The 23,963-nt window shown below is 38.7% G+C and carries 23 protein-coding genes and 5 pseudogenes; 23 read left to right on the top strand and 5 right to left on the bottom strand.

Annotated features, from left to right (window positions below):
- Positions 1-8 precede the first annotated feature (8 nt).
- Together HMPREF2574_RS05215 and HMPREF2574_RS05210 are read left to right on the top strand one after the other, a co-directional pair.
- A complete protein-coding gene (locus HMPREF2574_RS05215) occupies positions 9-293 on the top strand; it encodes a type II toxin-antitoxin system RelB/ParD family antitoxin (RefSeq protein ID WP_070812248.1) in 285 nt (94 codons plus the stop codon).
- Positions 283-636, top strand: coding sequence for a type II toxin-antitoxin system RelE/ParE family toxin (locus HMPREF2574_RS05210; protein WP_070812247.1), 354 nt, complete (start codon positions 283-285; stop codon positions 634-636). Before HMPREF2574_RS05215 ends, HMPREF2574_RS05210 begins: the two co-directional genes overlap by 11 nt.
- A gap of 285 nt (positions 637-921) precedes the next feature.
- On the opposite strand, the pseudogene HMPREF2574_RS05205 reads toward HMPREF2574_RS05210, so the two are convergent.
- Positions 922-1,965: pseudogene (locus HMPREF2574_RS05205) on the bottom strand (tyrosine-type recombinase/integrase); the annotation flags it as partial.
- Between the two features lie 57 nt (positions 1,966-2,022).
- Here HMPREF2574_RS05205 and HMPREF2574_RS05200 point away from each other — a divergent pair.
- The 4 genes from HMPREF2574_RS05200 to HMPREF2574_RS05185 are packed head-to-tail and all read left to right on the top strand — an operon-like array spanning position 2,023 to position 5,173.
- The gene (locus HMPREF2574_RS05200) at positions 2,023-2,343 is read left to right on the top strand and encodes a DUF5960 family protein (protein ID WP_070812246.1); all 321 of its coding nucleotides are present in this window, start codon (positions 2,023-2,025) and stop codon (positions 2,341-2,343) included.
- 42 nt (positions 2,344-2,385) lie between these two features.
- Positions 2,386-2,775 carry a hypothetical protein gene (locus HMPREF2574_RS05195; RefSeq protein ID WP_070812245.1) on the top strand — a complete coding sequence of 130 codons (390 nt, stop codon included), beginning with the start codon at positions 2,386-2,388 and terminating at the stop codon, positions 2,773-2,775.
- Positions 2,776-3,945, top strand: coding sequence for a DNA cytosine methyltransferase (locus HMPREF2574_RS05190; RefSeq protein ID WP_083312996.1), 1,170 nt, complete (start codon positions 2,776-2,778; stop codon positions 3,943-3,945).
- A complete protein-coding gene (locus HMPREF2574_RS05185; RefSeq protein ID WP_070812244.1) occupies positions 3,938-5,173 on the top strand; it encodes a hypothetical protein in 1,236 nt (411 codons plus the stop codon). Before HMPREF2574_RS05190 ends, HMPREF2574_RS05185 begins: the two co-directional genes overlap by 8 nt.
- A gap of 183 nt (positions 5,174-5,356) precedes the next feature.
- On the opposite strand, the gene HMPREF2574_RS05180 is transcribed toward HMPREF2574_RS05185, so the two are convergent.
- The 3 genes and pseudogenes from HMPREF2574_RS05180 to HMPREF2574_RS10550 form a co-directional block, all read right to left on the bottom strand.
- Positions 5,357-5,554 (bottom strand): hypothetical protein, encoded by a 198-nt coding sequence (locus HMPREF2574_RS05180; protein WP_000793100.1) that lies wholly within the window; start codon positions 5,552-5,554, stop codon positions 5,357-5,359.
- A gap of 173 nt (positions 5,555-5,727) precedes the next feature.
- Positions 5,728-5,949 (bottom strand): annotated as a pseudogene (locus HMPREF2574_RS05175) (site-specific integrase); the annotation flags it as partial.
- Positions 5,940-6,482, bottom strand: a pseudogene (locus HMPREF2574_RS10550) (zinc carboxypeptidase); the annotation flags it as partial. The pseudogenes HMPREF2574_RS05175 and HMPREF2574_RS10550, both read right to left, overlap by 10 nt.
- Before the next feature lie 160 nt (positions 6,483-6,642).
- On the opposite strand from HMPREF2574_RS10550, the pseudogene HMPREF2574_RS10180 reads away from it, so the two are divergent.
- From HMPREF2574_RS10180 to dnaJ, 9 genes and pseudogenes are all read left to right on the top strand, one after another.
- Positions 6,643-6,811: pseudogene (locus HMPREF2574_RS10180) on the top strand (substrate-binding domain-containing protein); the annotation flags it as partial.
- Between the two features lie 111 nt (positions 6,812-6,922).
- The gene (locus HMPREF2574_RS05165; protein WP_003026213.1) at positions 6,923-7,189 is read left to right on the top strand and encodes an ACT domain-containing protein; all 267 of its coding nucleotides are present in this window, start codon (positions 6,923-6,925) and stop codon (positions 7,187-7,189) included.
- A 12-nt stretch (positions 7,190-7,201) separates the two neighbouring features.
- Entirely contained in the window at positions 7,202-8,539 is a 1,338-nt protein-coding gene (locus HMPREF2574_RS05160) for a PFL family protein (protein ID WP_024052716.1), read from the top strand.
- Between the two features lie 201 nt (positions 8,540-8,740).
- A complete protein-coding gene (locus tag HMPREF2574_RS05155; protein WP_024052715.1) occupies positions 8,741-9,430 on the top strand; it encodes a histidine phosphatase family protein in 690 nt (229 codons plus the stop codon).
- A 140-nt stretch (positions 9,431-9,570) separates the two neighbouring features.
- The gene (locus HMPREF2574_RS05150; RefSeq protein ID WP_024052714.1) at positions 9,571-10,266 is read left to right on the top strand and encodes a histidine phosphatase family protein; all 696 of its coding nucleotides are present in this window, start codon (positions 9,571-9,573) and stop codon (positions 10,264-10,266) included.
- A 266-nt stretch (positions 10,267-10,532) separates the two neighbouring features.
- Positions 10,533-11,567 (top strand): heat-inducible transcriptional repressor HrcA, encoded by a 1,035-nt coding sequence (gene hrcA, locus HMPREF2574_RS05145; RefSeq protein ID WP_024052713.1) that lies wholly within the window; start codon positions 10,533-10,535, stop codon positions 11,565-11,567.
- A gap of 60 nt (positions 11,568-11,627) precedes the next feature.
- The gene (gene grpE, locus HMPREF2574_RS05140) at positions 11,628-12,158 is read left to right on the top strand and encodes a nucleotide exchange factor GrpE (protein WP_003026205.1); all 531 of its coding nucleotides are present in this window, start codon (positions 11,628-11,630) and stop codon (positions 12,156-12,158) included.
- 211 nt (positions 12,159-12,369) lie between these two features.
- Complete coding sequence (gene dnaK, locus HMPREF2574_RS05135; RefSeq protein ID WP_070241972.1) at positions 12,370-14,202, top strand: molecular chaperone DnaK; 1,833 nt, start codon at positions 12,370-12,372, stop codon at positions 14,200-14,202.
- Between the two features lie 476 nt (positions 14,203-14,678).
- Positions 14,679-15,815 (top strand): molecular chaperone DnaJ, encoded by a 1,137-nt coding sequence (gene dnaJ, locus HMPREF2574_RS05130; RefSeq protein ID WP_024052711.1) that lies wholly within the window; start codon positions 14,679-14,681, stop codon positions 15,813-15,815.
- A 12-nt stretch (positions 15,816-15,827) separates the two neighbouring features.
- Here the strand turns inward: dnaJ and HMPREF2574_RS05125 are convergent.
- Positions 15,828-16,307: pseudogene (locus tag HMPREF2574_RS05125) on the bottom strand (NUDIX hydrolase).
- A gap of 123 nt (positions 16,308-16,430) precedes the next feature.
- On the opposite strand from HMPREF2574_RS05125, the gene truA reads away from it, so the two are divergent.
- From truA to HMPREF2574_RS05085, 8 genes are all read left to right on the top strand, one after another.
- A complete protein-coding gene (gene truA / locus HMPREF2574_RS05120; RefSeq protein ID WP_070812242.1) occupies positions 16,431-17,180 on the top strand; it encodes a tRNA pseudouridine(38-40) synthase TruA in 750 nt (249 codons plus the stop codon).
- Positions 17,170-17,943 carry a bifunctional hydroxymethylpyrimidine kinase/phosphomethylpyrimidine kinase gene (locus HMPREF2574_RS05115; RefSeq protein WP_024052708.1) on the top strand — a complete coding sequence of 258 codons (774 nt, stop codon included), beginning with the start codon at positions 17,170-17,172 and terminating at the stop codon, positions 17,941-17,943. The genes truA and HMPREF2574_RS05115 overlap by 11 nt, the downstream gene beginning before the upstream one ends.
- A complete protein-coding gene (locus HMPREF2574_RS05110) occupies positions 17,921-18,388 on the top strand; it encodes an ECF transporter S component (protein WP_042754123.1) in 468 nt (155 codons plus the stop codon). Before HMPREF2574_RS05115 ends, HMPREF2574_RS05110 begins: the two co-directional genes overlap by 23 nt.
- A 97-nt stretch (positions 18,389-18,485) precedes the next feature.
- The gene (locus HMPREF2574_RS05105; protein ID WP_070812241.1) at positions 18,486-19,049 is read left to right on the top strand and encodes a TIGR01440 family protein; all 564 of its coding nucleotides are present in this window, start codon (positions 18,486-18,488) and stop codon (positions 19,047-19,049) included.
- A 118-nt stretch (positions 19,050-19,167) separates the two neighbouring features.
- A complete protein-coding gene (tig, locus tag HMPREF2574_RS05100) occupies positions 19,168-20,451 on the top strand; it encodes a trigger factor (protein WP_003035482.1) in 1,284 nt (427 codons plus the stop codon).
- Positions 20,452-20,688: 237 nt separating this feature from the next.
- Positions 20,689-21,276, top strand: a complete 588-nt coding sequence (rpoE, locus tag HMPREF2574_RS05095) for a DNA-directed RNA polymerase subunit delta (protein WP_003035581.1) — start codon at positions 20,689-20,691, stop codon at positions 21,274-21,276.
- Between the two features lie 182 nt (positions 21,277-21,458).
- Positions 21,459-23,069, top strand: a complete 1,611-nt coding sequence (locus HMPREF2574_RS05090) for a CTP synthase (RefSeq protein WP_024052704.1) — start codon at positions 21,459-21,461, stop codon at positions 23,067-23,069.
- A gap of 162 nt (positions 23,070-23,231) precedes the next feature.
- Positions 23,232-23,918 carry a B3/B4 domain-containing protein gene (locus HMPREF2574_RS05085; protein WP_070241965.1) on the top strand — a complete coding sequence of 229 codons (687 nt, stop codon included), beginning with the start codon at positions 23,232-23,234 and terminating at the stop codon, positions 23,916-23,918.
- Positions 23,919-23,963 lie beyond the last annotated feature (45 nt).

Raw genomic sequence — 23,963 nt, 5'->3', positions numbered from 1 at the left:
GATATATAATGGCTATAACTTTATCGAAACAATACAATTTTAAACTGAATGAAGCCACTATGGAACAAGCTCGAAATATTATCAAGGAAAAGGGGATGACAATGACAGATGCTATTTCTTTATTTGTGGAGCAAATAGTCCTGGAGCAAGATTTGCCTATTAAGACGGCCGAAGATCTACATAGAGAACAGTTGATTGATGAATTACAAGCCCAATCTGAACGAGCCTTGAGAGAATACGAGGCAGGAGAAGGCACTTCCCTAGACAATATGAGGGCACGCTATGGCTTATAAAGTGATTGCTTCAAAAGAGGTCGAGGAAGCTATCGACAATATACACGACTATATAGCTACGGTACTTCTATCCCCTCAATCTGCCAAAAATACTGTGACTAAAATTTTAGACAGCTTAAAAAGTTTAGAAATCTTTCCTGAAGCAGGTTTTGATGCTGATGAACGAATAGGCGTTAAGATAAATAGCAAGTATTTGACTAGGGGAAAAATTATTGGACAATATGTGCTACTGTATTTTGTGATTGAAGAAGATAAAGTTGTATTCTTGTGGCATCTCTTTCATACTAAGAGTGATTATGTGAATTTACTACGAAAAAGCAATAAAAAAAGCTCAAATGATTGAGACAGATTTCGTTTATTTTATAAGCTCCGAAACTATAGAAAATTGATACCTTTTTGATACCGTTTAGGTTTAGATATTTGTTTATAAATAAGATTTTTGATGATTTTTTGTTTTAGAAACGTTGATTTTAATGGTATTTGAGTTTAAATAATCGAGTGAACCAAAAACCAGGTCTTAAGAAAGCTCGTAAAGCATCACAATTTAGTAAACGTTAATCAATACGATTATATCAACGTTTACAGACATTCAAGAATTTACTCTTGGATGTCTTTTTTTATCTGAAAATCAGGAATTTCCCTGAGATTTCCCTGAGTCATATTTTAGGTTTCTAAAAACAATCTCACCAACTGTCTGATTAACAGTATCAGCTGTATTTACATACATTTTGGTAATCTGTTTATCACTATGAGTCAGTGCTTCAGAAATAGCCTCTAGTGAAACACCGGCTTGTTTAGCTAATGTGGCGCCTGTATGTCTTAGTTTATGGGGAGATGCTGGAGAGAGTTCAGGGTGTCTCTTTCTTACTGATTTCATTCTATAGTTGAGATAGTCGGTATGGAGTGGTTTATTAATGTTATTTGTTCTATCGTTATATGTAAATACAAATTGTTTTTGGCTTTGTCGAATTCCAAAAAGTTTTAACTCTTCTTGTTGTTGAATTTTCCATTTTTTTAGTATTTCTAGTAGCTCGATTGGAGCTTTAAAGATTGTCCTTTTATTTCCCTTGGTAGATTTTACATTTCCAAAGCGGTCTAATGCTTGCTCTATTAGTATTTCTCCAGTAGAAAAGTCAATGTGTTTCCACTGTAGTGCATAACTTTCTGATTTACGATCGGATAAGAAGAATGTTGTGTAAAATAGTGTATAATCCTTGAAATCAATATCACCCTTTGCAAGATCAGTATCAAAAGCTTGTAACCATAGTTTTAATTCTTCCTCAGCAAGAGAAAGATCCTCCTCTCGTTTATTCTCTTTGAGGAGGATTTTTTTATTAGCTTTTATTCTACTGATAGTTTTTCGAAGCTTATTTGAAGAAATATAATCAAGTTCTTCTGCCCAATCAAAAACAGAGTTTACATAGCTCCTAATTACTTTGAAATTAGCATAACTATTTGCTTTAGGAGTGAGTAGTGATAGAACGAGTTGTTTATTATTGATTAAATGCTCTAGTGAGTAATCCCCTAGTATTGGTAAAATATGTAACATAAAGAGACTCTCTGTTTGAAAAATGGTTGCTTTAGTAGGAGGTTTTATAGTTGTTGTTGTTGTTGTTTGCCCTGCCTTATATGGTTCTAACCAGACCTCTTGATAAAATTCTTTGAACAAGATACCGATTGATTAAAGTGGAAGACTTTTTGAGCATACAGTTACTAGAAGAGGTTGCCTATGAATAGAAAAGAACTCTATGAGAATAAATTACAGATGGATTATTTCTCAGATGACTATATCCACTTTGAAGAAGATTTCCAAAAATATTCAGCAATGGACATACCACTTACTTTTCTAGTTGATGATATTCTCAGAACTATGGCTATGAATCAGAAAAACTACTTCAAACTTAATAAAGAAAATTCTAAGGATGGACGAGATCATTATTTTTATTTTGAATCCAATTTTAAAAACAATTTAAGACTCTTTAAATACAAAGTACACAATTTAAAAAAATTGAAGGGATATCTTATAAATCATAATTCGTTAGAAATGTGATAAAATAGAAGAAATATTAATAAAATAGATGTAGTTGATAGCATGAAAGAAGAGCAAGTAACAAAAAAGATTATAAGTGAACTAGTTAACAAAGGTTTTACAATAAAAGCTTTTGACTATCCTCAGTCTGGAACTGGGGTGATTTTATACCCTAGAAATACAAAGTTACCAAAAATAAATTTGGATATAATTGCAGTAAAGGATGATAAATTGTGGGTATTTGAAAACAAAGATAGATTTTATAAAAAAGATTTTGAAAAATTAAAATTTCTAAGAGAAAATCTAGAAGAATATAAAGATGCTTTTAAAGTAAAATTAGGATTGGACTTGGAAATACTAGATCTGAAAACTTTTATTGGTTTACCAAAAAAAGCAAAACAAAGGGTAAAAGATAATTACTATCAGATAGTTGATGGAGTATGGGGTGTATAAATGATTTTTAAAGAAAAAATAAAAAGTTTTACAGAGAAAAGTAGCTATTATTGGGATGGAGACCCTATTTTAAAAAAGAAACTAAATAAAGATACACACGAAAAATATACACTAGTTGATATCTGTTGTGGAGCAGGGGGCTTATCTAAGGGGTTAAGTGACACTAACAAAATTACTCCTATCTTAGGTGTTGATATATTCACAGAGGCATTAAAAACGTATGAATTGAATAATCCCAATACATCAACTATTTTGGGAGACGTGAGGCAGATTACTGATGAATTGTATCAGGAGGCAATTGGTATTCAGCAAGTGGATATTGTGGCTGCTGGAGTACCATGTCAAGGATTTTCTCTGGCTAATTTAAAAAGAAATGTTGAGGATGAAAGGAATTTCTTATTTTTAGAAGTTATTAGATTTATAAATTTATTTAATCCTAAAGTCGTAGTTATTGAAAACGTTTCGGGTATGAGATCGCTTAAAAATGGTGAGTTTGAAAAAGCTATTGCAGAAGCACTCTCATCTGCTGGAGATTTTGGATATAAAGTTAAGAGAGAGTTGCTTAATGCTGCTGATTTTGGTGTACCTCAAATTCGGAAAAGATTAATTTTTGTTGCCATTAGAAATGATATCGAAAGTGAGTTTCATTTTCCTAATCCTAAGTTTGGGACATCAGATAGGCCTTATAGAACAATTCGAGATGCAATAGGTGATTTGCCAAAACTAAATAACAATGATGAAGTGACAAAGTATAATGAGTCTCCTCAGACCCAATATCAGGTTGAGATGCGAGCGAATTCCAATATTGAGACTTTAAACAATCATAAGTCCCCAAAACATCCAGAAAGCACAATAGCGAAGATAAGGGAAACGACTCCCGGAAAGCCAATGTATAAAAATTATAAGCAAAGAATTAGACTTGCATGGGATATCCAAAGCCCAACACAATTAGCAGGGGGAATTAGACCGCAATTTCAGTTTGGGCATCCAGATCAACCTCGAGGGTTGTCCGTGCGCGAAAGAGCTAGAATTCAAAGTTTCCCAGATGATTTCATTTTCGTTGGTGGAGTCGTCCAAGGAAGAGTACAGACGGGAAATGCAGTTCCACCACTACTAGCCTATAGTGTCGCACAGGAATTATTGAAAACTTTAGGAGAAAAAAATGGATAAATTTGTTTTATGGGGAAGCACAGATGGCTTTTCAAAGTTTATACATACCAATACAATACTGAAAAATGAGAATGTTTCTTTTAAGTACCTACCAGAAAGCGATGCTAGTAAACCAAAGTCCTTTCATAGATTGCCCACTCATATAAAAAATATTCAATATCTTGATTCACCAGATTTAATTATTGATTTAAATGGGGAGCCAATTCTTTCTATTGAGATTTCTCGGGAAGCAGGAACAGGTCATAATGTTTTTCAACGATTTGCTAGACTTGCAGCAGCAGTAGAAAATAAAGTCCCAACAATTTATATCTATCCAGAGGCAGCAAGAGTTTACAGACAAAAATCAGATACTTGGAAATGGGATCCCATAAACCCGTTGATATTTTATGCAATGGAAAAGCTATCAAATATCTATCCAGAGGCACCGGCTCTCCTATATTATTATCCTAGTGATTTTAGAAGTAATAAGACATCGGCTCAAATTAATAATACGAATAAGGGGTTACTATTGCAACCAAACTCGGACCAACCTGTTATTGATGGAGAGATGGCTGAAATGTTTAAGTGTATAAATGAAATTATTCAATTTCACCAGAATAAAAATCAAGGTACCTTGATTTCTCAGCCAGCTGTGAGTGCTAGAAAAATGTATATGCAACAAGAGTATTATAGAAAGGGTGGGAACTCTACCCCTAGTGCATCACCTATAACTTCAACGATTAAAGTTCCATCAAGTTCTGTAATTGATTACATATCAAGAGTGAAAACTGGTATGCCAGGAATGTATTTTGACAATACTATCTGGTCTGAACGCAAAGAAACAATAATATATAAGGTTAATGCTGGGTTCAGAGGTGATCCATATCCAGGATGTTTGGCAGCTCTTGATTATATGTTGACAAGAACAGGTGAAACATATGAGGATCGAAGTATGAATTTAGTTCTTGCTTGGGGAGATGTAAAATATGATGAGAAGACTCAAAAGTTAGATATAATTGCTGCGAAAAAACAAACAATAAACAACTTGTTTGATATGGTTAAAGTAAATGCTTTAAGACAAGACATTTTAACAAAGGATTATAGCAATATAAAATTTGAAGAATTACCGAGATATTTTATGCAACTAAGATTTGGATCGACGTTCAGTAAGCCTAAAGAAATTAGGGTATACAGCTATTTCTCAGATGCTTTGTTGTTTCCAGATGGCGCTTTATGGCGAGAGGGTTAACGAATAATTAAATCGCTCTAAAAATGAAAATAGAGTAGACAATAAATTGTGTAAACACAAAAAGGAATAAATCTGTTATAGTAGAGTTGCGAAACATTACTAGAAAGAGATTTATTCCTATGACTCAGTTTACCTCAGAACTACTTAACTTCCTAGCTCAAAAGCAATAAATGGTTCGAAGTTTCAAAAAACTTCCTCCCTATCCAAATTCGGATAGGGTTTTTCATCGTTAAAAACTCTCTTTAGTATCTCGACACTTTCCTTCAGATGAAGGAGTTCGATTTTTCTTCTAAGAACATCAGTATTTTTCTCTATATTCTCGCAATGTCGTTTGATGTGCCATAAGGATTTTTGAATGTTATCTTCTTTTAAATTTTTCATACTCCTATCTTATCAGATAAATTCTTAAAAATAATGTTTCTTTTCTCAAATGATCAAAATATTCGTTTTATAATTCCTCTTCTTTTTAAATAAACGAATCAGTTTCTTATTTCATAAAAGGTAGTGAATAGGTGATTAATCCTAATTGCCCTAAAATTTGCCCTAAATTTGCACTACTCATTTTTAAGATGTTGATAGGCGACATGACCAGCAGATAGAGGGACAACATTAGAAGTGTTGACATAGGTCTTAGTTGTGAGAGTATCACTATGAGTTAATGCTTCTGAGATAGCTTCTAAGCTCATTCCAGCTTTCTTAGCAAGTGTTGCTCTAGTGTGTCGTAATTTATGCGGAGTAGCATGTTTTAACCGTGGGTGCCGTCTTCTGCTTGAGTCGTTTTAAAGCTGATTTGGTCTTGGGTTGCGAAAGAGTTGAACAAGCCGGTAATAATATCAATAGCAGGTTGCTCATCAGCATGTGTGTTGTTGATGAGGATAGGAAGTTTGTAGTCTAATTTGCCGTCTTTGAGGGCTGCTAACATTTCAGCAGGTTTGGTTAGCGCCATTTTATTGGTTGAGTTGAGGTAATCATCAATGCTTTTTTGATCAGAACTGATAATGCTTAACTTAATTTTCCGTCCTTGAGCGCTGGTACCAATGTCTTCAATTTGAACAAGCCGATCATTTTTAGCTTCTTGACGACTTTTTTCGATAGCCGCTAACATTTCTTCGTGAGTATGGAAGTTTTCATATGGTCGGAAAACAAGTGTTTTTCGAATCGTTAGACCGGACTCTTCATCTGTTCCAACGAGCTCATGATTTCCGATGAATTGTCGATAGGTTCTGCGGATATTGTTTGGTGTCCGAAGACTTAAGTCATTTCCAAATAATTCATTGAATTTGAGAGAAAGTTTGAGGTCAGAACCATTACTGTTTTTCTTGCTCAAAATGGGGATGAGGTCAAAAGAAAAAGCATCAATAAATCAAAAAGATACTTGACAAAACGCTTTAGGGCAGAGTAAACCAGTTTTCGGGTAGCCTGTCTGACCCTCGGATGAAGTGAACGAGTTTTCGTTCAGTCCGTTGATCGAGATGACGAGCTTATCTTCGCCGAGTATCACGACAAGGCCAACCAGCTTTTGAAGAAGGCCAGCGTGCAACCAAGATTTTGATTGACCAGATTGATGGGCGTCATCAAGAAGAAAAACAACAAGTGCTGGATTGTAGTGTTCATTGGAAAGAATCAACAATCAATTGATAACGATTAGGCAGAGCTTAAGGGATAAAAGTCGTATTTTTCTCTTTCGGTTTATGCAAATTTCCTTTACTTATGCTACAATAGGGAAAAGCATGTTGATTGGAGTAAAAAATGAAAGCAATTATTACGGTTGTTGGCAAGGATAGAACGGGGATTGTGGCAGGAGTGTCTAGCAAAATTGCAGAGCTTGGTTTGAATATTGATGATATTTCACAGACTGTTTTAGATGAATTTTTCACTATGATGGCGGTTGTTTCTAGTGAAGAAAAGAAAGATTTTACAGAATTGCGCAATGAATTTGAAGCCTTTGGCAATACACTCAATGTTAAAATTAACATTCAAAGTGCAGCGATTTTTGACGCTATGTACAATATCTAATAGAGGTGAAAAATGGATATAAAGCAAGTTACTGAAACCATTTCCATGATTGAGGAGCAAAATTTTGATATTCGGACGATTACCATGGGGATTTCACTTCTCGACTGTATTGATACGGATATTGAGCGAGCAGCAGAAAAAATTTATCAAAAGATCACAAGGAAAGCTAAAAATTTGGTGGCAGTTGGTGATGAAATAGCTGCGGAGCTGGGTATTCCCATCGTGAACAAACGTGTATCGGTGACCCCGATTTCCTTGATTGGTGCTGCGACAGATAGTGATAACTATGTGCTTCTAGCAAAAGCGCTGGATCGAGCAGCAAAAGAAATCGGTGTTGATTTTATCGGTGGTTTTTCTGCACTGGTGCAAAAGGGCTATCAAAAAGGGGACGAAATCCTCATCCGCTCCATTTCGCGAGCTTTAGCGGAGACTGATAAGGTTTGCTCATCTGTTAATATTGGATCCACCAAGTCAGGAATCAATATGACAGCAGTTGCAGATATGGGACGTGTCATCAAGGAAACTGCAGAACTTTCTGACATGGGGGCAGCGAAATTAGTTGTTTTTGCCAATGCGGTCGAGGATAATCCTTTTATGGCGGGTGCTTTTCATGGCGTTGGCGAAGCTGATGTCGTCATCAATGTAGGCGTTTCTGGTCCTGGTGTCGTCAAACGTGCCCTTGAAAAAGTTCGTGGCGAAAGTTTTGATGTAGTGGCGGAAACAGTCAAGAAAACAGCTTTTAAAATCACTCGGATCGGTCAGCTTGTCGGACAGATGGCTAGTGAGCGGCTGGGTGTTAAATTCGGGATTGTTGATTTAAGCTTGGCGCCAACACCTGCTGTCGGCGACTCTGTTGCCCGTGTTCTGGAAGAAATGGGCTTGGAAACAGTCGGTACGCATGGAACGACGGCAGCTTTGGCTTTGCTTAATGACCAAGTCAAAAAAGGTGGCGTAATGGCTTGCAATCAAGTCGGCGGTTTGTCTGGTGCTTTCATTCCAGTTTCAGAAGACGAGGGGATGATTGCAGCGGTTCAAAACGGATCTCTCAATTTAGAAAAATTAGAGGCAATGACCGCGATCTGCTCGGTTGGATTGGATATGATTGCCATTCCGGCTGACACGCCTTCTGAAACGATTGCAGCTATGATTGCAGACGAAGCCGCTATTGGGGTTATCAATCAGAAAACAACAGCGGTACGGATTATTCCTAAAGGAAAAGAAGGCGACATGATTGAGTTTGGAGGTCTTTTAGGGACTGCGCCAGTGATGAGAGTCAATAAAGCTTCATCAGCTGATTTTATTGCGCGTGGTGGACAAATTCCAGCACCGATTCATAGTTTTAAAAATTAAAATGAGAGTGGGACAGAAATCAGTAGTTTCGTAGAAACTTGATTTCATCGTCCCACCTCTGCACGGTTGAGTAGGGTTGTAAAAGTTGATTTATCAACGTGTTAGAGTCCACTCAGCCACTGCGTCTTATAATTATGACTATATAAGCAAAGGAAGCTGAGCACTTTTGTCCCAGCTTCTTCTTTTGAAAAGGAGATTGAAATGGCAAAAACGAAGTTATATATTATTCGTCATGGAAAAACGATGTTTAATACAATTGGTCGGGCACAAGGTTGGAGTGATACGCCACTTACAGCTGAAGGGGAACGTGGCATTCATGAATTAGGAATTGGTCTGCGAGAATCAGGACTTACATTTACAAGGGCTTTTTCTAGCGATTCTGGGCGGACGATTCAGACCATGGGGATTGTCCTTGAAGAGCTCGGCTTAACCGGCAAAATTCCTTATACCTTTGACAAATGGATTCGTGAATGGTGTTTTGGCAGTTTTGACGGTGCTTATGGTGGCGATCTGTTTCATGGCGTGATTCCACGAGTGCTGGATGTAGAAGACTATAAGAAACTAACCTTGCAGGAATTGGCAGACGGTCTAGTCGAAGTGGATACAGCTGGCTGGGCAGAGCCTTGGGAAAAGCTGAGTGGACGTATTTTAGAAGGTTTTACAGCCATTGCAAAAGATGTAGAGGCTTCTGGCGGGGGCAATGCTCTTGTCGTCAGCCACAGTATGACAATCGGTGCCTTTGCTTGTTTGATTGATCCGTCTATTATTTTAAATCCTGGCGTACAAAATGGCAGTGTAACGGTCGTGGAATATGAAAATGGAAAATTCACCATTGAAGCGTTAGGAGATATGTCTTATCGCCAAGTAGGTGCTAAGATATTGGAAGAATAGAAATAATCATAAAAACGGGAATGTGAGAAAAGTTATTTTTTACGAATGGTGACGTTTATCTTACTCCCGATTTTTCTTTCATTCTTAAATGCTTCTCTGCAAAAAATGATATAATATAGTAAGAAAAACGGAGGTAAAATATGGCAAAAACAAGATTATACATTGTTCGCCATGGGAAAACCATGTTTAATACCATCGGTCGGGCGCAAGGCTGGTCTGATACGCCTTTGACCGCTGTGGGAGAACGTGGAATTCGTGAGCTAGGAATTGGACTTCGCGAGTCGGGGCTGCAATTTGCAAAAGCTTTTTCTAGCGATAGCGGGCGGACGATTCAAACCATGGGAATTATGCTAGAGGAACTCGGATTAACCGGACGCATTCCTTATCGCACAGACAAACGACTTCGCGAATGGTGTTTTGGCAGTTTTGATGGAGCTTATGATGGTGAATTGTTTATGGGAGTGATGCCTCGTGTTTTCAATGTAGAGCATGTTCATCAATTGAGTTATCCTGAGTTGGCTGAGGGTCTGGTAGAGGTTGATACAGCTGGTTGGGCTGAAAGCTGGGAAAAATTGAGTAGCCGCATTTGGGAAGGATTTTCAGATATTGCCAAGGAAATCGAAGCTGCTGGTGGTGGCAATGCACTGATTGTTAGCCACGGTATGACCATTGGAACATTTGTGTACCTCATTGACCAAACAAGACCACATGGTTTAGACAATGGTAGTGTGACCGTCATTGAATACGAGACTGGTCGCTTCACAGTTGATTGCATCGGAGATATGTCTTACCGCACTGTTGGCAAAAAATATTTGGATGACGGTGAGCAAGATTAGTTTTTAGTAGTGCAATTCGTGTGAATTTGCTGCGGTTTTATTTAACATTGAGGAAAGCTTAAGATTTATAACATCTTCTATAAGATATTTTGTAGGTCCTCGGACCGATTTTTAGCACTCTTGCAAAAAGAGTGCTAATTTTTTGAGTTTTTGTCTTGACTTTGGTGTGGAAGAGTGTATAATAGAATCATGAGTTAGCACTCGGGTGTGTAGAGTGCTAAATAAAAAATCTCATATTCCAGCTCAAAGCTGAAAGGGGTGATGTCATGGTAACGGAACGTCAGAATGAGATTTTAAACTTGATCATTGACATCTTTACAAAGACCCATGAGCCAGTCGGCTCCAAATCCCTACAAGAATCAATCCAGTCTAGCAGCGCGACGATTCGTAATGACATGGCTGTTCTTGAAAAACAAGGTCTTTTAGAAAAAGCACATACATCAAGCGGGCGCAAACCCAGTGTGGCAGGTTTTCAATACTTTGTCAAACACTCCCTTTCCTTTGATCATCTTGCTGAAAATGAACTCTACGAAGTGATCAAGGCATTTGACCGTGAATTCTTCAAATTAGAGGATGTTCTTCAACAGGCAGCGGACGTTCTTTCAACGTTAAGTGGATGTACGGTGGTAGCACTTGATGTAGAACCAAGTCAACAACGCTTGACGGCTTTTGACATTGTGATTCTCAGCCAGCATACAGCTTTAGCAGTCTTTACTTTGGATGAGTCCAATACGATTACCAGTCAATTCATGATTCCCCGTAATTTCTTGCGAAGTGATTTGATTCAGCTGAAGGAATTGATACAAGAGCGTTTCTTAGGACAGACAGTTCTTGATATTCACTATAAGATTCGGACAGAGATTCCACAAATTATCCAGCGTTATTTTACAACGACCGATAATGTTATGGATCTTTTCGAGCATATCTTTAGTGATATTTTCAAAGAAAATGTCATTGTATCTGGTAAGGTGAAGTTGCTGAATTTTTCAGATCTAAAGAGTTATCAATTCTTTGATCAACCGCAAAAAGTGGCTTTTGAAATTCGAGATAGTTTAGCTGAAGATCAAATGCAGACGGTGCGCGTGGCAGACAGCAGAGAAAGCAGTCTGGCGAATTTGACGCTCATCTCTAGCAAATTTCTCATTCCTTACCGAGGATTTGGTATGCTAGCGGTCATTGGACCAGTCAATTTAGATTATCAGCGAGTTGTCAGTCAACTCAATGTTGTCAATCGCGTTTTAACGATGAAGCTCACAGATTTTTATAGATATCTGAGTAGCAATCATTATGAAGTGCATTAAGGCGACAGAGCTGATAGTTATAGATAGAAAAATACTTAAAATACCATAAGGAGGTGCCTAGTGGCAGAAGAAAAACAGCAAGAAGAAGCAAAAAAAGAGGACGTTTCGGTAGAAGAAACGTCTGAAGAAACAACAGAGGTAGCTCCTGAGAAGTCCGAATTGGACTTGGCAAATGAGCGTGCAGACGAATTTGAAAACAAATATCTTCGTGCAGCTGCTGAAATGCAAAATATTCAGCGCCGAGCAAATGAAGAGCGTCAGCAATTGCAGAAATATCGTAGCCAAGACTTAGGGAAAGCAATCCTTCCTTCGTTGGACAACTTAGAACGCGCCTTGGCTGTTGAGGGATTGACTGAGGATGTCAAAAAAGGCCTGGAAATGGTTCAAGAAAGCTTGATTGCCGCTCTTAAAGATGAAGGAATTGAAGAAGTTCCGACAGACGGTGAATTTGATCACAACTTCCATATGGCTATTCAGACGGTGCCGGCAGATGATGATCACCCAGCTGGAAGCATCGCACAAGTCTTCCAAAAGGGCTACAAACTCCATGAACGTCTCCTAAGACCAGCTATGGTAGTAGTAGCAGAATAAAAAATCTCGTCCGAAACGACGGTAAACTATGAAGAAAGAAAATATATTTTCGCTCTGCTAAACCGTGAGCGAAGCGAACAATTGGCGATACTCCTCGCCGTGGCGCTCTCTGCACAAACTTTAATAAAGAGATTGACTTAGTCAAGCTCTGATGGTGTCGCCACTTAAGAAGAGTATCAAAAAAGAAATTCTAAATAAAGAGGAAAAAATAATGAGCAAAATTATTGGTATTGACTTAGGTACAACAAATTCAGCAGTTGCAGTTCTTGAAGGAACTGAAAGCAAAATTATCGCAAATCCAGAAGGTAACCGTACAACACCATCAGTTGTGTCTTTCAAAAACGGTGAAATCATCGTTGGTGACGCAGCAAAACGTCAAGCAGTGACAAACCCTGATACGATTATCTCCATTAAATCAAAAATGGGCACTTCTGAAAAAGTTTCAGCAAATGGAAAAGAATATACTCCACAAGAAATCTCAGCTATGATTCTTCAATACTTGAAAGGCTATGCTGAAGATTACCTTGGTGAAAAAGTAACCAAAGCAGTTATCACAGTTCCTGCTTACTTCAACGATGCGCAACGTCAAGCAACCAAAGACGCTGGTAAAATCGCTGGTCTTGAAGTAGAACGGATTGTCAACGAACCAACAGCAGCGGCTCTTGCTTATGGTTTGGATAAGACAGATAAAGAAGAAAAAATCCTTGTATTTGACCTTGGTGGTGGTACATTTGACGTGTCAGTCCTTGAATTAGGCGACGGTGTCTTTGATGTGTTAGCTACTGCAGGGGACAACAAACTCGGTGGTGACGACTTTGACCAAAAGATTATCGACCACTTGGTAGCAGAATTCAAGAAAGAAAATGGTATTGACTTGTCAACTGACAAGATGGCTCTTCAACGTTTGAAAGATGCGGCTGAAAAAGCTAAGAAAGACCTTTCTGGTGTAACGTCTACTCAAATCAGCTTGCCATTCATCACTGCGGGAGAAGCTGGACCTCTCCACTTAGAAATGACCTTGACACGTGCGAAATTTGATGACTTGACTCGTGAGCTTGTGGATCGCACAAAAGAACCTGTTCGTCGTGCATTGTCTGACGCTGGTCTTAGCTTGTCAGAAATTGATGAAGTTATTCTTGTTGGTGGTTCAACACGTATCCCAGCCGTTGTGGAAGCAGTAAAAGCTGAAACTGGTAAAGAACCAAACAAATCTGTAAACCCTGACGAAGTGGTTGCTATGGGTGCTGCTATCCAAGGTGGTGTGATTACTGGTGATGTTAAAGACGTTGTCCTTTTGGACGTAACACCGTTGTCACTTGGTATCGAAACTATGGGTGGTGTATTTACAAAACTTATTGACCGCAACACAACTATCCCAACTTCTAAATCACAAGTGTTCTCAACTGCTGCTGATAACCAACCAGCTGTGGATATCCATGTTCTTCAAGGTGAACGCCCAATGGCAGCAGATAACAAGACACTTGGACGTTTCCAATTGACAGACATTCCTGCTGCACCTCGTGGTATCCCTCAAATTGAAGTAACATTTGATATTGACAAAAACGGTATCGTGTCTGTTAAGGCTAAAGACCTTGGTACGCAAAAAGAACAACATATCGTTATCCAATCGAACTCAGGTTTGACAGATGAAGAAATTGACCGCATGATGAAAGATGCAGAAGCAAACGCCGAAGCAGATAAAAAACGTAAAGAAGAAGTAGATCTTCGCAACGAAGTGGATCAAGCTATCTTTGCGACTGAAAAGACTATCAAAGAAACAGAAGGCAAAGGCTTTGATGCAGAACGTGACGCTGCTCAAGCTGCTCTTGATGAATTGAAAAAAGCCCAAGAAAACAACAACTTGGATGACATGAAATCAAAACTTGAAGCCCTCAATGAAAAAGCTCAAGCCCTCGCTGTGAAACTTTACGAACAAGCGGCTGCAGCCCAACAAGCTCAAGCAGGAGCAGAAGGAGCAAGTCAAACAAATACAGACGACAACAAAGGTGATGATGTCGTAGACGGTGAGTTTACTGAGAAATAAGACGCCAAAGCAAAATGGCTACTCGAAGCAGTTCATCTGCTAACGCTTGCCACTATAAGGCGGTCGAGCTAGGCGGCTTACTAGCTCGAAAACAAAGAAAAAATCGTCTTTGTCTTTTCCCGTCGTAACGATGAGATGGGAGTGCCTCAGGAAAATCCTAAGACCTCCTTTGTCACATCTTGGAAAGAACGATTGCGGATTATATTTTAGTGCTTGCTCAATCTTACTTGTAGCCGATTTGTAACAGATAAATTCAGGGGTTGATAAACCAACCTCTGTTTTTGGATAATGGAATCTTAGAATTGAACCTGCCCTAAAAAAGTTCGTTCTGTTAAATTAAAACGAAAGGAAAGTGTTCGTAACTGAACACGGGCTACGGACTGTGCCAAAAAGATAGTTTTTCCTAGAATCTCTGGCTTCTTCGTCAAAACTCCTATTTTGGCTGTGCCCGCTTAACGCCCTTTGTATCTTATATTATGAATAATACAGAATTTTACGACCGTTTAGGCGTTTCAAAAAACGCATCTCAGGATGAGATTAAGAAAGCCTATCGGAAATTATCAAAAAAATATCATCCAGACATCAATAAAGAACCGGGTGCTGAAGAGAAATACAAAGAAGTCCAAGAGGCTTATGAAACCTTGAGTGATGAGCAAAAACGGGCAGCCTATGATCAATATGGTGCTGCGGGTGCTAATGGAGGCTTCGGCGGTGGAGCTGGCGGTTTTGGTGGCTTTGACGGTTCTAGCTTTGGTGGCTTTGAAGATATTTTCTCTAGCTTCTTTGGTGGAGGTGGTGCAAGTCGCAATCCCAACGCACCTCGTCAAGGGGATGATCTGCAATATCGGGTCAACCTTAAGTTTGAAGAAGCGATTTTTGGTACAGATAAAGAAATTAAATACAATCGTGAGGCGACTTGCCATACTTGTCACGGTTCGGGTGCGAAACCAGGAACTAGCCCAATAACTTGTAGTCGTTGTCACGGATCTGGTGTCATCAATGTGGACACGCAAACTCCACTTGGCATGATGCGTCGTCAAGTCACTTGTGATGTCTGCCATGGGCGCGGACAAGAAATCAAAGACCCTTGTCAAACCTGCAATGGGACAGGGCATGAAAAACAAGCCCATAGTGTTCATGTGAAAATCCCTGCAGGTGTTGAAACTGGTCAACAAGTTCGTTTGTCTGGTCAAGGTGAGGCTGGTTTCAATGGTGGACCGTACGGAGATCTATATGTTGTCGTTCAGGTGGAGTCAAGTGATAAATTTGAGCGAGATGGCTCTACCATTTATTACAAACTGAACCTCAACTTTGTTCAAGCAGCCTTAGGTGATAGCGTTGAAATTCCGACTGTTCACGGAGATGTGGAATTAACCATTCCAGAAGGAACGCAAACAGGCAAACGATTCCGTCTTCGTGGAAAAGGAGCGCCAAGTCTTCGTGGTGGTAGCATGGGAGACCAATATGTCACGGTCAACGTTGTGACACCGACAGGACTTAATGACAAACAAAAAGCAGCATTGAAAGATTTTGCTGCTGCTGGAAATATAACCGTTACTCCTAAAAAGAAAGGCTTCTTTGATAAAATGAAAGATGCCTTTGAAGGAGAATAAAATAAATGGGGATCAGTTTTTCTGTTCTCCATTTTTTGTAATGATATGCTGTATTCCCATATCTAATCCTTTTAAAATCTGTGGAATGAAGGTTGGAAATACCCTGTGGTTTTCTAATTCTTGAATAGGAATCTAGTGAACTGTTTCGTCCTCTATTTGACTTTGGAATTGTTTTCCTTTTGGTTTCATAAGATAGTATAGGCAAATTTCATGGCAATCTAACCCTCTTAAGACACCGTTTGAATTTGAAAAGAAATTTTCGTGAAAGCAGACCAAGCGGTCAATTTCATATTGCTGTCCAGTTTCTTCTATAACCTCTCGAAGAACAGCTTCTTCGGTTGTTTCGCCAAATTGAACAGCTCCACCAACGGAGTAATGATAGTCTTCGGAAGGACTGCTCATGAAGCAAATAGCTCCCTCTTCAATAATGATAGCGGCTGCTCGATAGCGAAAGCGTTGATGCCCGTTTGTGTAACTAATATCTTCTGCCATTTGGCTCCTCCTTAGCTAATTAAGTGTATAGTCTTTTGTCAGTCTTGTCAAGCCCAATCTGTACCCAGACAGTTTTGTTTTTACAGTCTTGCGAGGGGCTTTTTTTCTTGTTACAATAAACACATGACACGATATAAAGCGATTATTTCTTATGACGGTCATGATTTTGCTGGTTTTCAGCGGCAACCTCATGCTCGCAGCGTCCAAGAAGAGATTGAAAAGACTTTAACTAAAATCAATAGAGGAAAGCCTGTCATCGTTCATGGAGCTGGACGCACAGACAGTGGCGTTCATGCTTTGGGGCAGGTAATTCATTTTAATTTACCACAAAAAAGGGATGAAGAAAAACTACGTTTCGCACTTGATACGCAGACACCAGAAGACATTGATTTTATTAGCGTAGAAGAGGTGAATGAAGATTTTCATTCAAGATATTGTAAACACAGCAAGACCTATGAATTTATAGTGGATATTGGGCGTCCTAAAAATCCTATGATGCGCCATTATGCAACCCATTTTCCTTATCTTTTGGACATTTCTTTAATGAAAAATGCTATTGCAAAGCTCGAAGGAACTCACGATTTTACGGGTTTCACAGCTTCAGGGACTAGTGTGGAAAATAAAGTTCGGACGATTACAGAAGCACGCTTAGGCTTTGATGAGAAACGTAATTTTCTGATTTTTACTTTTTCTGGCAATGGATTTTTATATAAGCAAATCCGCAATATGGTCGGGACATTGCTGAAGATTGGCAACGGACGAATGCCAGTTGAGCAGATTGATAGAATTTTAACAGAGAAAAATCGTCATTTGGCTGGACCAACAGCAGCACCAAACGGACTTTATCTAAAGGAGATACGATATGAAGAATAACTTTATTTTAGCTATATCAGGAAATGATATTTTTAGTGGTGGCGGACTGCATGCTGATTTAGCAACCTACACGGTCAACCAACTGCATGGTTTTGTGGCGGTGACTTGCTTGACCGCTATGACAGAGCAAGGTTTTGAGGTTGTTCCTGTAGACACGACCGTCTTTGCTCAGCAGCTCAATTCTCTCAAGGATGTACCTTTCTCAGCTATTAAATTGGGGCTTTTGCCCAATGTAGAAGTGGCAGATTTGGCTTTAGATTTTGTGAAAGCTCATGCAGAGACTCCTGTTGTGTTAGACCCTGTCTTAGTTTGCAAGGAAACCCATGATGTGGAGGTTTCGGCACTTCGAGATGAACTGATTAAATTTTTTCCTTACGTAAGCATCGTCACGCCCAACTTACCAGAAGCCGAACTGTTAGTTCAAAAAGAGTTGCAAACATTGGAGGATGTCAAAGAAGCGGCTAAACTTCTCCATTCCTTGGGTGCTAAATCCGTTGTTATCAAAGGAGGAAATCGCTTAGATGCTCAAAAAGCGATAGATGTTTTTTATGACGGCGAACAATTTCAAATTTTGGAATCACCTGTTTTAGAAAACAATAACACGGGTGCTGGCTGCACCTTTGCTTCTAGCATTGCCAGTCAGCTATTACTAGGAAAATCAACTTTTGAAGCTGTTCAAATTTCCAAAAAATTTGTTTATCAAGCTATCCAACATTCAGATCAATATGGGGTTGTTCAATATGAAAAAAAATCAGACATATAAACTTGTTCTTTTGTCCATGATTGCTGCATTGACAGTTGTTTTGGGCTATTATTTGAAAATTCCAACACCAACAGGGATTTTAACTTTCCTTGATGCAGGAATTTTCTTTACCGCCTTTTATTTTGGTAGAAAAGAAGGAGCAATTGTTGGTGGTTTAGCCGGATTTCTTATTGATTTGATTTCGGGTTATCCTCAGTGGATGTTTTTCAGCCTGATTTTTCATGGTCTACAAGGCTATTTTGCAGGTTTTAAAGAAAAAAGTCGCTATCTTGGTTTAGTATTGGCGACGCTTGTTATGGTAGGAGGTTATGCTCTCGCTTCCACGATTATGCATGGTTGGGGAGCAGCTTTTCCAGAAATATTTCCTAACTTTTGCCAAAATACCTTAGGAATGATTGCCGGAGCTATTTTGAATAAATTGTTGGCAGATGTTTTGAAAAAATAAAGTAAATAAGGGGCGTTGTGCCCTTTTTACTTTTAAGAATTTCAGTTTGTAAAAGCGATAAAAATCATTTATAATACAATTAAAACGAGGTGAAATCATGGATTTACAAGAATTGAAAATACAAACACAAATCATTTTAACAGATGTTTTAGAAAAATCAGCTCTTTCTTCCGGTGATATTTTTGTACTGGGCTTGTCTTCCAGTGAGGTGATTGGAGGGCATATTGGAAAAAATTCCAGTCAAGAAGTGGGAGAAGTTATTGTCAAAACTATGTTGGATACGTTGTCAGTTCGCGGAATTTACTTGGCGGTTCAGGGCTGTGAACATGTGAATCGCGCTTTGGTCGTGGAGAAAGAATTGGCGCAAAAACAAAACCTGGAAATTGTCAATGTCTTGCCAACTCTTCATGCTGGTGGAAGTGGTCAATTAGCAGCTTTTAAATATATGAACAACCCAGTTGAAGTGGAATTTATTACGGCTCAAGCGGGGCTAGATATCGGAGATACAGCGATTGGTATGCATATCAAACATGTCCAAATCCCAGTTCGACCAATTTTGAGAGAATTAGGAGAAGCGCATGTGACTGCTCTTGCCAGTCGCCCTAAGCTAATCGGTGGAGTACGTGCTGCTTACCAAAAGGATAAAATTCGGAAAGCATAAAGAGAAAAATAAACAAGTTGATGGAAAATCATTAAATTTTCATTAGAAAATTTGTGAATTAACGTGTATTTATGGTATAATTGATTGTATTCAATAAATTTTAAGGAGAAATGACAGAATGTCTGTATCATTTGAAAACAAAGAAACAAATCGCGGAGTTTTGACATTTACAATCAGTCAAGAACAAATCAAGCCAGAATTGGATCGCGTGTTTAACTCAGTTAAGAAAACTCTGAATGTACCAGGTTTCCGTAAAGGTCATCTTCCTCGTCCGGTGTTTAACCAAAAATTTGGGGAAGAAGCTCTTTACCAAGACACACTAAACGCCCTTCTCCCAGCTGCTTATGAAGCTGCTGTTAAAGAAGCAGAAATTGAAGTTGTTGCTCAACCACAATTTGATGTGGCGTCTATGGAAAAAGGTCAAGATTGGACTATTACCGCTGAAGTGGTTACAAAACCTGAAGTAAAATTAGGTGAATATAAAAATCTAGAAGTGTCTGTTGATGTCTCTAAAGAAGTATCTGACGCAGATGTAGACGCAAAAATTGAACGCGAACGCAACAATTTAGCAGAGCTAGTATTGAAAGAAGACAAGGCTGCTAATGGCGACACAGTTGTGATTGACTTTGTTGGAACAGTTGACGGCGTTGAATTTGACGGCGGTAAAGGAGATAACTTCTCACTTGAACTCGGAAGCGGTCAATTCATTCCGGGTTTTGAGGATCAATTGGTTGGACATGCTGCTGGTGAAACAGTAGAAGTAAACGTGACATTCCCAGAAGACTATCAAGCAACAGACCTTGCAGGTAAAGATGCTAAGTTTGTTACAACCATTCATGAAGTCAAAGAAAAAGAAGTTCCAGAACTAGATGATGAACTAGCGAAAGACATTGATGAAGATGTTGAGACACTTGACGAATTAAAAGAAAAATACCGCAAAGAATTAGCTGAATCAAAAGAAATTGCTTTTGATGACGCAGTCGAATCTGCAGCGCTTGATCTTGCAGTAGAAAATGCAGAAATCGTTGAGTTGCCAGAAGAAATGGTTCACGAAGAAGTTCACCGCTCTGTAAATGAATTCCTTGGAAACATGCAACGTCAAGGTATTTCACCAGATATGTATTTCCAAATTACTGGTACAACGCAAGAAGATCTTCACAAGCAACATGAAGCTGATGCTGAAAAACGTACTAAGACAAACCTTGTGATTGAAGCTGTTGCGAAAGCAGAAGGATTTGAAGCAAGTGATGAAGATATTGAAGCAGAAATTGCTTCTCTTGCCGCTGATTACAATATGGAAGTAGAACGCGTTCGTCAACTTCTTTCAGCAGATATGTTGAAACATGATATTGTGATTAAAAAAGCCGTTGAATTGATTACAAGTACTGCAAAAGTAAAATAATCGAGCGATAACATAAGGCAAGTTCAGTCAGAGAATTGGCTGAATTGCCTTTTTGCTTCTTTTTATATAAAAGCGGAAGTCATTTTGGTAAAAATGGTGATTTTCTTGAATAGAAGATAAAATTCTTTTGACGAAAGAAGATTTTTATCGTACAATAAAAAGTAGCGAAAAATTCAATAAATTAAATATTTGAGAGCTAACAGGGCAGAAGCCCTCAGACTTAAAAGGAGATCGACTTTGGAATTAGAAGTATTTGCTGGACAAGAAAAAAGTGAACTTTCTATGATTGAAGTAGCGCGTGCTATCTTAGAAACGCGTGGTCGTCATCATGAAATGTATTTTAATGATCTTGTCAATGAAATTCAAAATTACCTTGAAAAATCAAATAGTGATATTCGTGAAGCCTTGCCACTTTTTTATACAGAGCTAAATGTAGACGGCAGTTTCATTCCTCTTGGAGATAACAAATGGGGCTTGCGTTCATGGTATGCGATTGACGAGGTGGATGAAGAAATTATCACACTTGAAGAAGATGATGAAGAAACTCCGAAGAAACGGAAGAAGAAACGTGTGAACGCCTTTATGGACGGAGATGAAGATGCCATTGATTACAATGACGATGATCCAGAAGATGAAGACTCATACGAAGCAGACCCTGCCCTTAATTATGACGAGGACAATCCGGACGACGAGAAGAGTGAAGTTGAAGCGTATGATGCTGAAATCAATGAAATTGCACCTGATGATTTAGGTGAAGAAGTCGAACTCAATGAAGAGGACGAAGATTATTCTGACGATGAAGTAGATGGAGAAGATGAAGAATAGTCAAATTTAATGATATATTCTTATTTTCTTATTTGACAAAAGTTTTATTCTGCGATATTATAATATTGGGCACTTCTTTTAAGAAGTCGAAGCTCCCTAGCTCTAGGGAGCTATTTTTGTTTTGCTATTCATGAACACGTCTTAAAAAGCAATGGACGTTGTATTTTAGATAAGGAGTATTTATGGCAACAAAATATATTTTTGTTACAGGTGGTGTAGTTAGTTCAATCGGTAAAGGGATTGTGGCAGCAAGTCTTGGCCGTCTTTTGAAAAATCGTGGTCTTAAGGTAACCATTCAAAAGTTTGACCCCTATATCAATATTGACCCAGGAACGATGAGTCCTTACCAACACGGGGAAGTGTTCGTGACAGACGATGGCGCAGAAACAGACTTAGATCTAGGACACTATGAACGTTTTATTGACATTAACCTAAATAAATATTCAAATGTCACAACTGGTAAGATTTATAGTGAAGTTCTTCGAAAAGAGCGTAAAGGTGAGTACCTTGGAGCAACAGTTCAAGTCATTCCACACATTACAGATGCTTTGAAAGAAAAGATTAAACGCGCTGCAACGACAACCGACTCTGACGTGATTATCACAGAAGTAGGAGGAACTGTTGGAGATATTGAAAGTTTGCCATTCTTAGAAGCACTTCGTCAAATGAAGGCAGATGTTGGTGCAGATAATGTGATGTATATCCACACGACATTGCTTCCTTATCTGAAAGCTGCTGGGGAAATGAAAACGAAGCCCACTCAGCATTCTGTAAAAGAATTGCGTGGTCTTGGAATTCAACCGAACATGCTTGTTATTCGTACTGAAAAACCGGCTGGCCAAAATATTAAGAACAAATTGGCACAATTTTGTGATGTAGCACCAGAAGCAGTGATTGAGTCGCTAGATGTGGAACATTTGTATCAAATTCCGCTGAATTTGCAAGCACAAAACATGGACCAAATCGTTTGTGATCACTTGAAGTTGGACGTGCCAGAAGCAGATATGACAGATTGGTCTGCTATGGTTGATAAAGTCATGAACTTGAAGAAACAAGTAAAAATTGCGCTTGTTGGGAAATATGTGGAGTTGCCAGATGCGTATATCTCTGTTGTAGAAGCTCTCAAGCACTCTGGTTATGCCAATGATGCAGAAATCAAGCTGAATTGGGTCAATGCAAATGATGTCACAACTGAAAATGTCACCGAATTGTTGAAAGATGCAGACGGTATTATTGTGCCGGGGGGATTTGGTCATCGCGGAACCGAAGGAAAGATTGCGACCATTCAATATGCGCGTGAAAATGATGTGCCAATGCTTGGAATTTGCCTTGGTATGCAGTTGACTTGTGTTGAGTTTGCTCGCCATGTGCTAGGATTTGAAGATGCTAATTCTTCAGAATTAAATCCTGATACGAAGCATCCTGTTATTGATTTGATGCGTGATCAGATTGATGTAGAAGATATGGGAGGAACGCTTCGCTTAGGACTTTATCCGTCTAAGTTGAAACGTGGTTCCAAAGCCGCTGCAGCTTATGATAATCAAGAAGTTGTTCAGCGTCGTCACCGCCACCGTTACGAATTTAACAATGAATTCCGTCAACAATTTGAAGACGCAGGATTTGTCTTCTCAGGAGTTTCACCTGATAATCGTCTGGTAGAAATTGTTGAAATTCCAGAAAATCAATTCTTTGTGGCTTGTCAATATCACCCAGAATTATCCAGCCGCCCTAATCGTCCAGAAGGACTTTACACAGCTTTTGTTACAGCTGCGGTTGAAAATAGTGAGAAATAAGATTGGAAGCAATTCCAGTCTTTTTAGCATTTCTCATAGGAGAAAAATTTGTCAATATGAATGAAAGACAGCATTTTAAAACTAAAGTAAGAAATTTTCTCCTAAAAATGATACAATTTGAATAGTTGATGAGCTCAATAAATAATGAAACGGAGGTGGATCATGATGAAGTTTATACTGAATGAAAGTCTCGCAATGCTTGGAATTAAAAATGTGGTTATTGGCATCGCTAAAAATGTAGATCCACATGCACCTTTACCTGCTTCATTTTTGAAAAAGCAAAAAGAGATGGAAAAGTGGGCATTGAATTGCGATATAGATGAGGTGTCTGATACTCCAGTTATTCAAGGCTACAAGGATTTGTTGCAAAGTGTCGGACGTAGTGTCAAGAAGAATCCTCCTACCGTTTTGGCGCTTATTCGGAATATTCGACATCGTGGATCCATCCCGAATATTAATAGTATTATTGATATTTATAATGTTGAATCTTTACATTCTTTATTAGCCATCGGTGGGCATGATTTGGATAAAATAGAGGAGCAGATAGAGTTTACTGTTAGCCAAAATGAAGACGTTTTTCTGCCGATTTTATCTACGAAAAAACATGTTTCTCCCACGGATTACATCTATCGTGATAAAAAAGGTATTCTAGCGTGGTTGGACGTTCGTGATGGAGAACATTATAAATTTGATGATGAGACAAAGAATGCCATTTTTATCATTCAAGGAAATGCTCATACATCTGTTGAAATGCGTTTAGAAGCACTGAAGCGCATTGAGAACGATTTAGCAGAATGTATGCCGAATCTGGATTTTGAAACGTATGTCATTCACCCAGAGGGGAAATAACCTAAAAGGCAATGTATCCATCAATAGGATACGAGAAGTGAGTCC

It is taken from the genome of Streptococcus sp. HMSC034E12, assembly GCF_001835915.1.
Lineage (GTDB): Bacteria > Bacillota > Bacilli > Lactobacillales > Streptococcaceae > Streptococcus > Streptococcus vaginalis.
Note: the sequence above shows the minus strand (reverse complement) of the source record. Positions and strands in the feature narration are given on the sequence as shown.

What these genes read in the sequence shown, in the direction of transcription:
- HMPREF2574_RS05215 (WP_070812248.1), top strand. Translation starts at nt 9, where the DNA reads ATGGCTATAACTTTATCGAAACAATACAATTTTAAACTGAATGAAGCC.
- HMPREF2574_RS05210 (WP_070812247.1), top strand. Translation starts at nt 283, where the DNA reads ATGGCTTATAAAGTGATTGCTTCAAAAGAGGTCGAGGAAGCTATCGAC.
- HMPREF2574_RS05200 (WP_070812246.1), top strand. Translation starts at nt 2,023, where the DNA reads ATGAATAGAAAAGAACTCTATGAGAATAAATTACAGATGGATTATTTC.
- HMPREF2574_RS05195 (WP_070812245.1), top strand. Translation starts at nt 2,386, where the DNA reads ATGAAAGAAGAGCAAGTAACAAAAAAGATTATAAGTGAACTAGTTAAC.
- HMPREF2574_RS05190 (WP_083312996.1), top strand. Translation starts at nt 2,776, where the DNA reads ATGATTTTTAAAGAAAAAATAAAAAGTTTTACAGAGAAAAGTAGCTAT.
- HMPREF2574_RS05185 (WP_070812244.1), top strand. Translation starts at nt 3,938, where the DNA reads ATGGATAAATTTGTTTTATGGGGAAGCACAGATGGCTTTTCAAAGTTT.
- HMPREF2574_RS05180 (WP_000793100.1), bottom strand. Translation starts at nt 5,554, where the DNA reads ATGAAAAATTTAAAAGAAGATAACATTCAAAAATCCTTATGGCACATC.
- HMPREF2574_RS05165 (WP_003026213.1), top strand. Translation starts at nt 6,923, where the DNA reads ATGAAAGCAATTATTACGGTTGTTGGCAAGGATAGAACGGGGATTGTG.
- HMPREF2574_RS05160 (WP_024052716.1), top strand. Translation starts at nt 7,202, where the DNA reads ATGGATATAAAGCAAGTTACTGAAACCATTTCCATGATTGAGGAGCAA.
- HMPREF2574_RS05155 (WP_024052715.1), top strand. Translation starts at nt 8,741, where the DNA reads ATGGCAAAAACGAAGTTATATATTATTCGTCATGGAAAAACGATGTTT.
- HMPREF2574_RS05150 (WP_024052714.1), top strand. Translation starts at nt 9,571, where the DNA reads ATGGCAAAAACAAGATTATACATTGTTCGCCATGGGAAAACCATGTTT.
- hrcA (WP_024052713.1), top strand. Translation starts at nt 10,533, where the DNA reads ATGGTAACGGAACGTCAGAATGAGATTTTAAACTTGATCATTGACATC.
- dnaK (WP_070241972.1), top strand. Translation starts at nt 12,370, where the DNA reads ATGAGCAAAATTATTGGTATTGACTTAGGTACAACAAATTCAGCAGTT.
- dnaJ (WP_024052711.1), top strand. Translation starts at nt 14,679, where the DNA reads ATGAATAATACAGAATTTTACGACCGTTTAGGCGTTTCAAAAAACGCA.
- truA (WP_070812242.1), top strand. Translation starts at nt 16,431, where the DNA reads ATGACACGATATAAAGCGATTATTTCTTATGACGGTCATGATTTTGCT.
- HMPREF2574_RS05115 (WP_024052708.1), top strand. Translation starts at nt 17,170, where the DNA reads ATGAAGAATAACTTTATTTTAGCTATATCAGGAAATGATATTTTTAGT.
- HMPREF2574_RS05110 (WP_042754123.1), top strand. Translation starts at nt 17,921, where the DNA reads ATGAAAAAAAATCAGACATATAAACTTGTTCTTTTGTCCATGATTGCT.
- HMPREF2574_RS05105 (WP_070812241.1), top strand. Translation starts at nt 18,486, where the DNA reads ATGGATTTACAAGAATTGAAAATACAAACACAAATCATTTTAACAGAT.
- tig (WP_003035482.1), top strand. Translation starts at nt 19,168, where the DNA reads ATGTCTGTATCATTTGAAAACAAAGAAACAAATCGCGGAGTTTTGACA.
- HMPREF2574_RS05090 (WP_024052704.1), top strand. Translation starts at nt 21,459, where the DNA reads ATGGCAACAAAATATATTTTTGTTACAGGTGGTGTAGTTAGTTCAATC.
- HMPREF2574_RS05085 (WP_070241965.1), top strand. Translation starts at nt 23,232, where the DNA reads ATGATGAAGTTTATACTGAATGAAAGTCTCGCAATGCTTGGAATTAAA.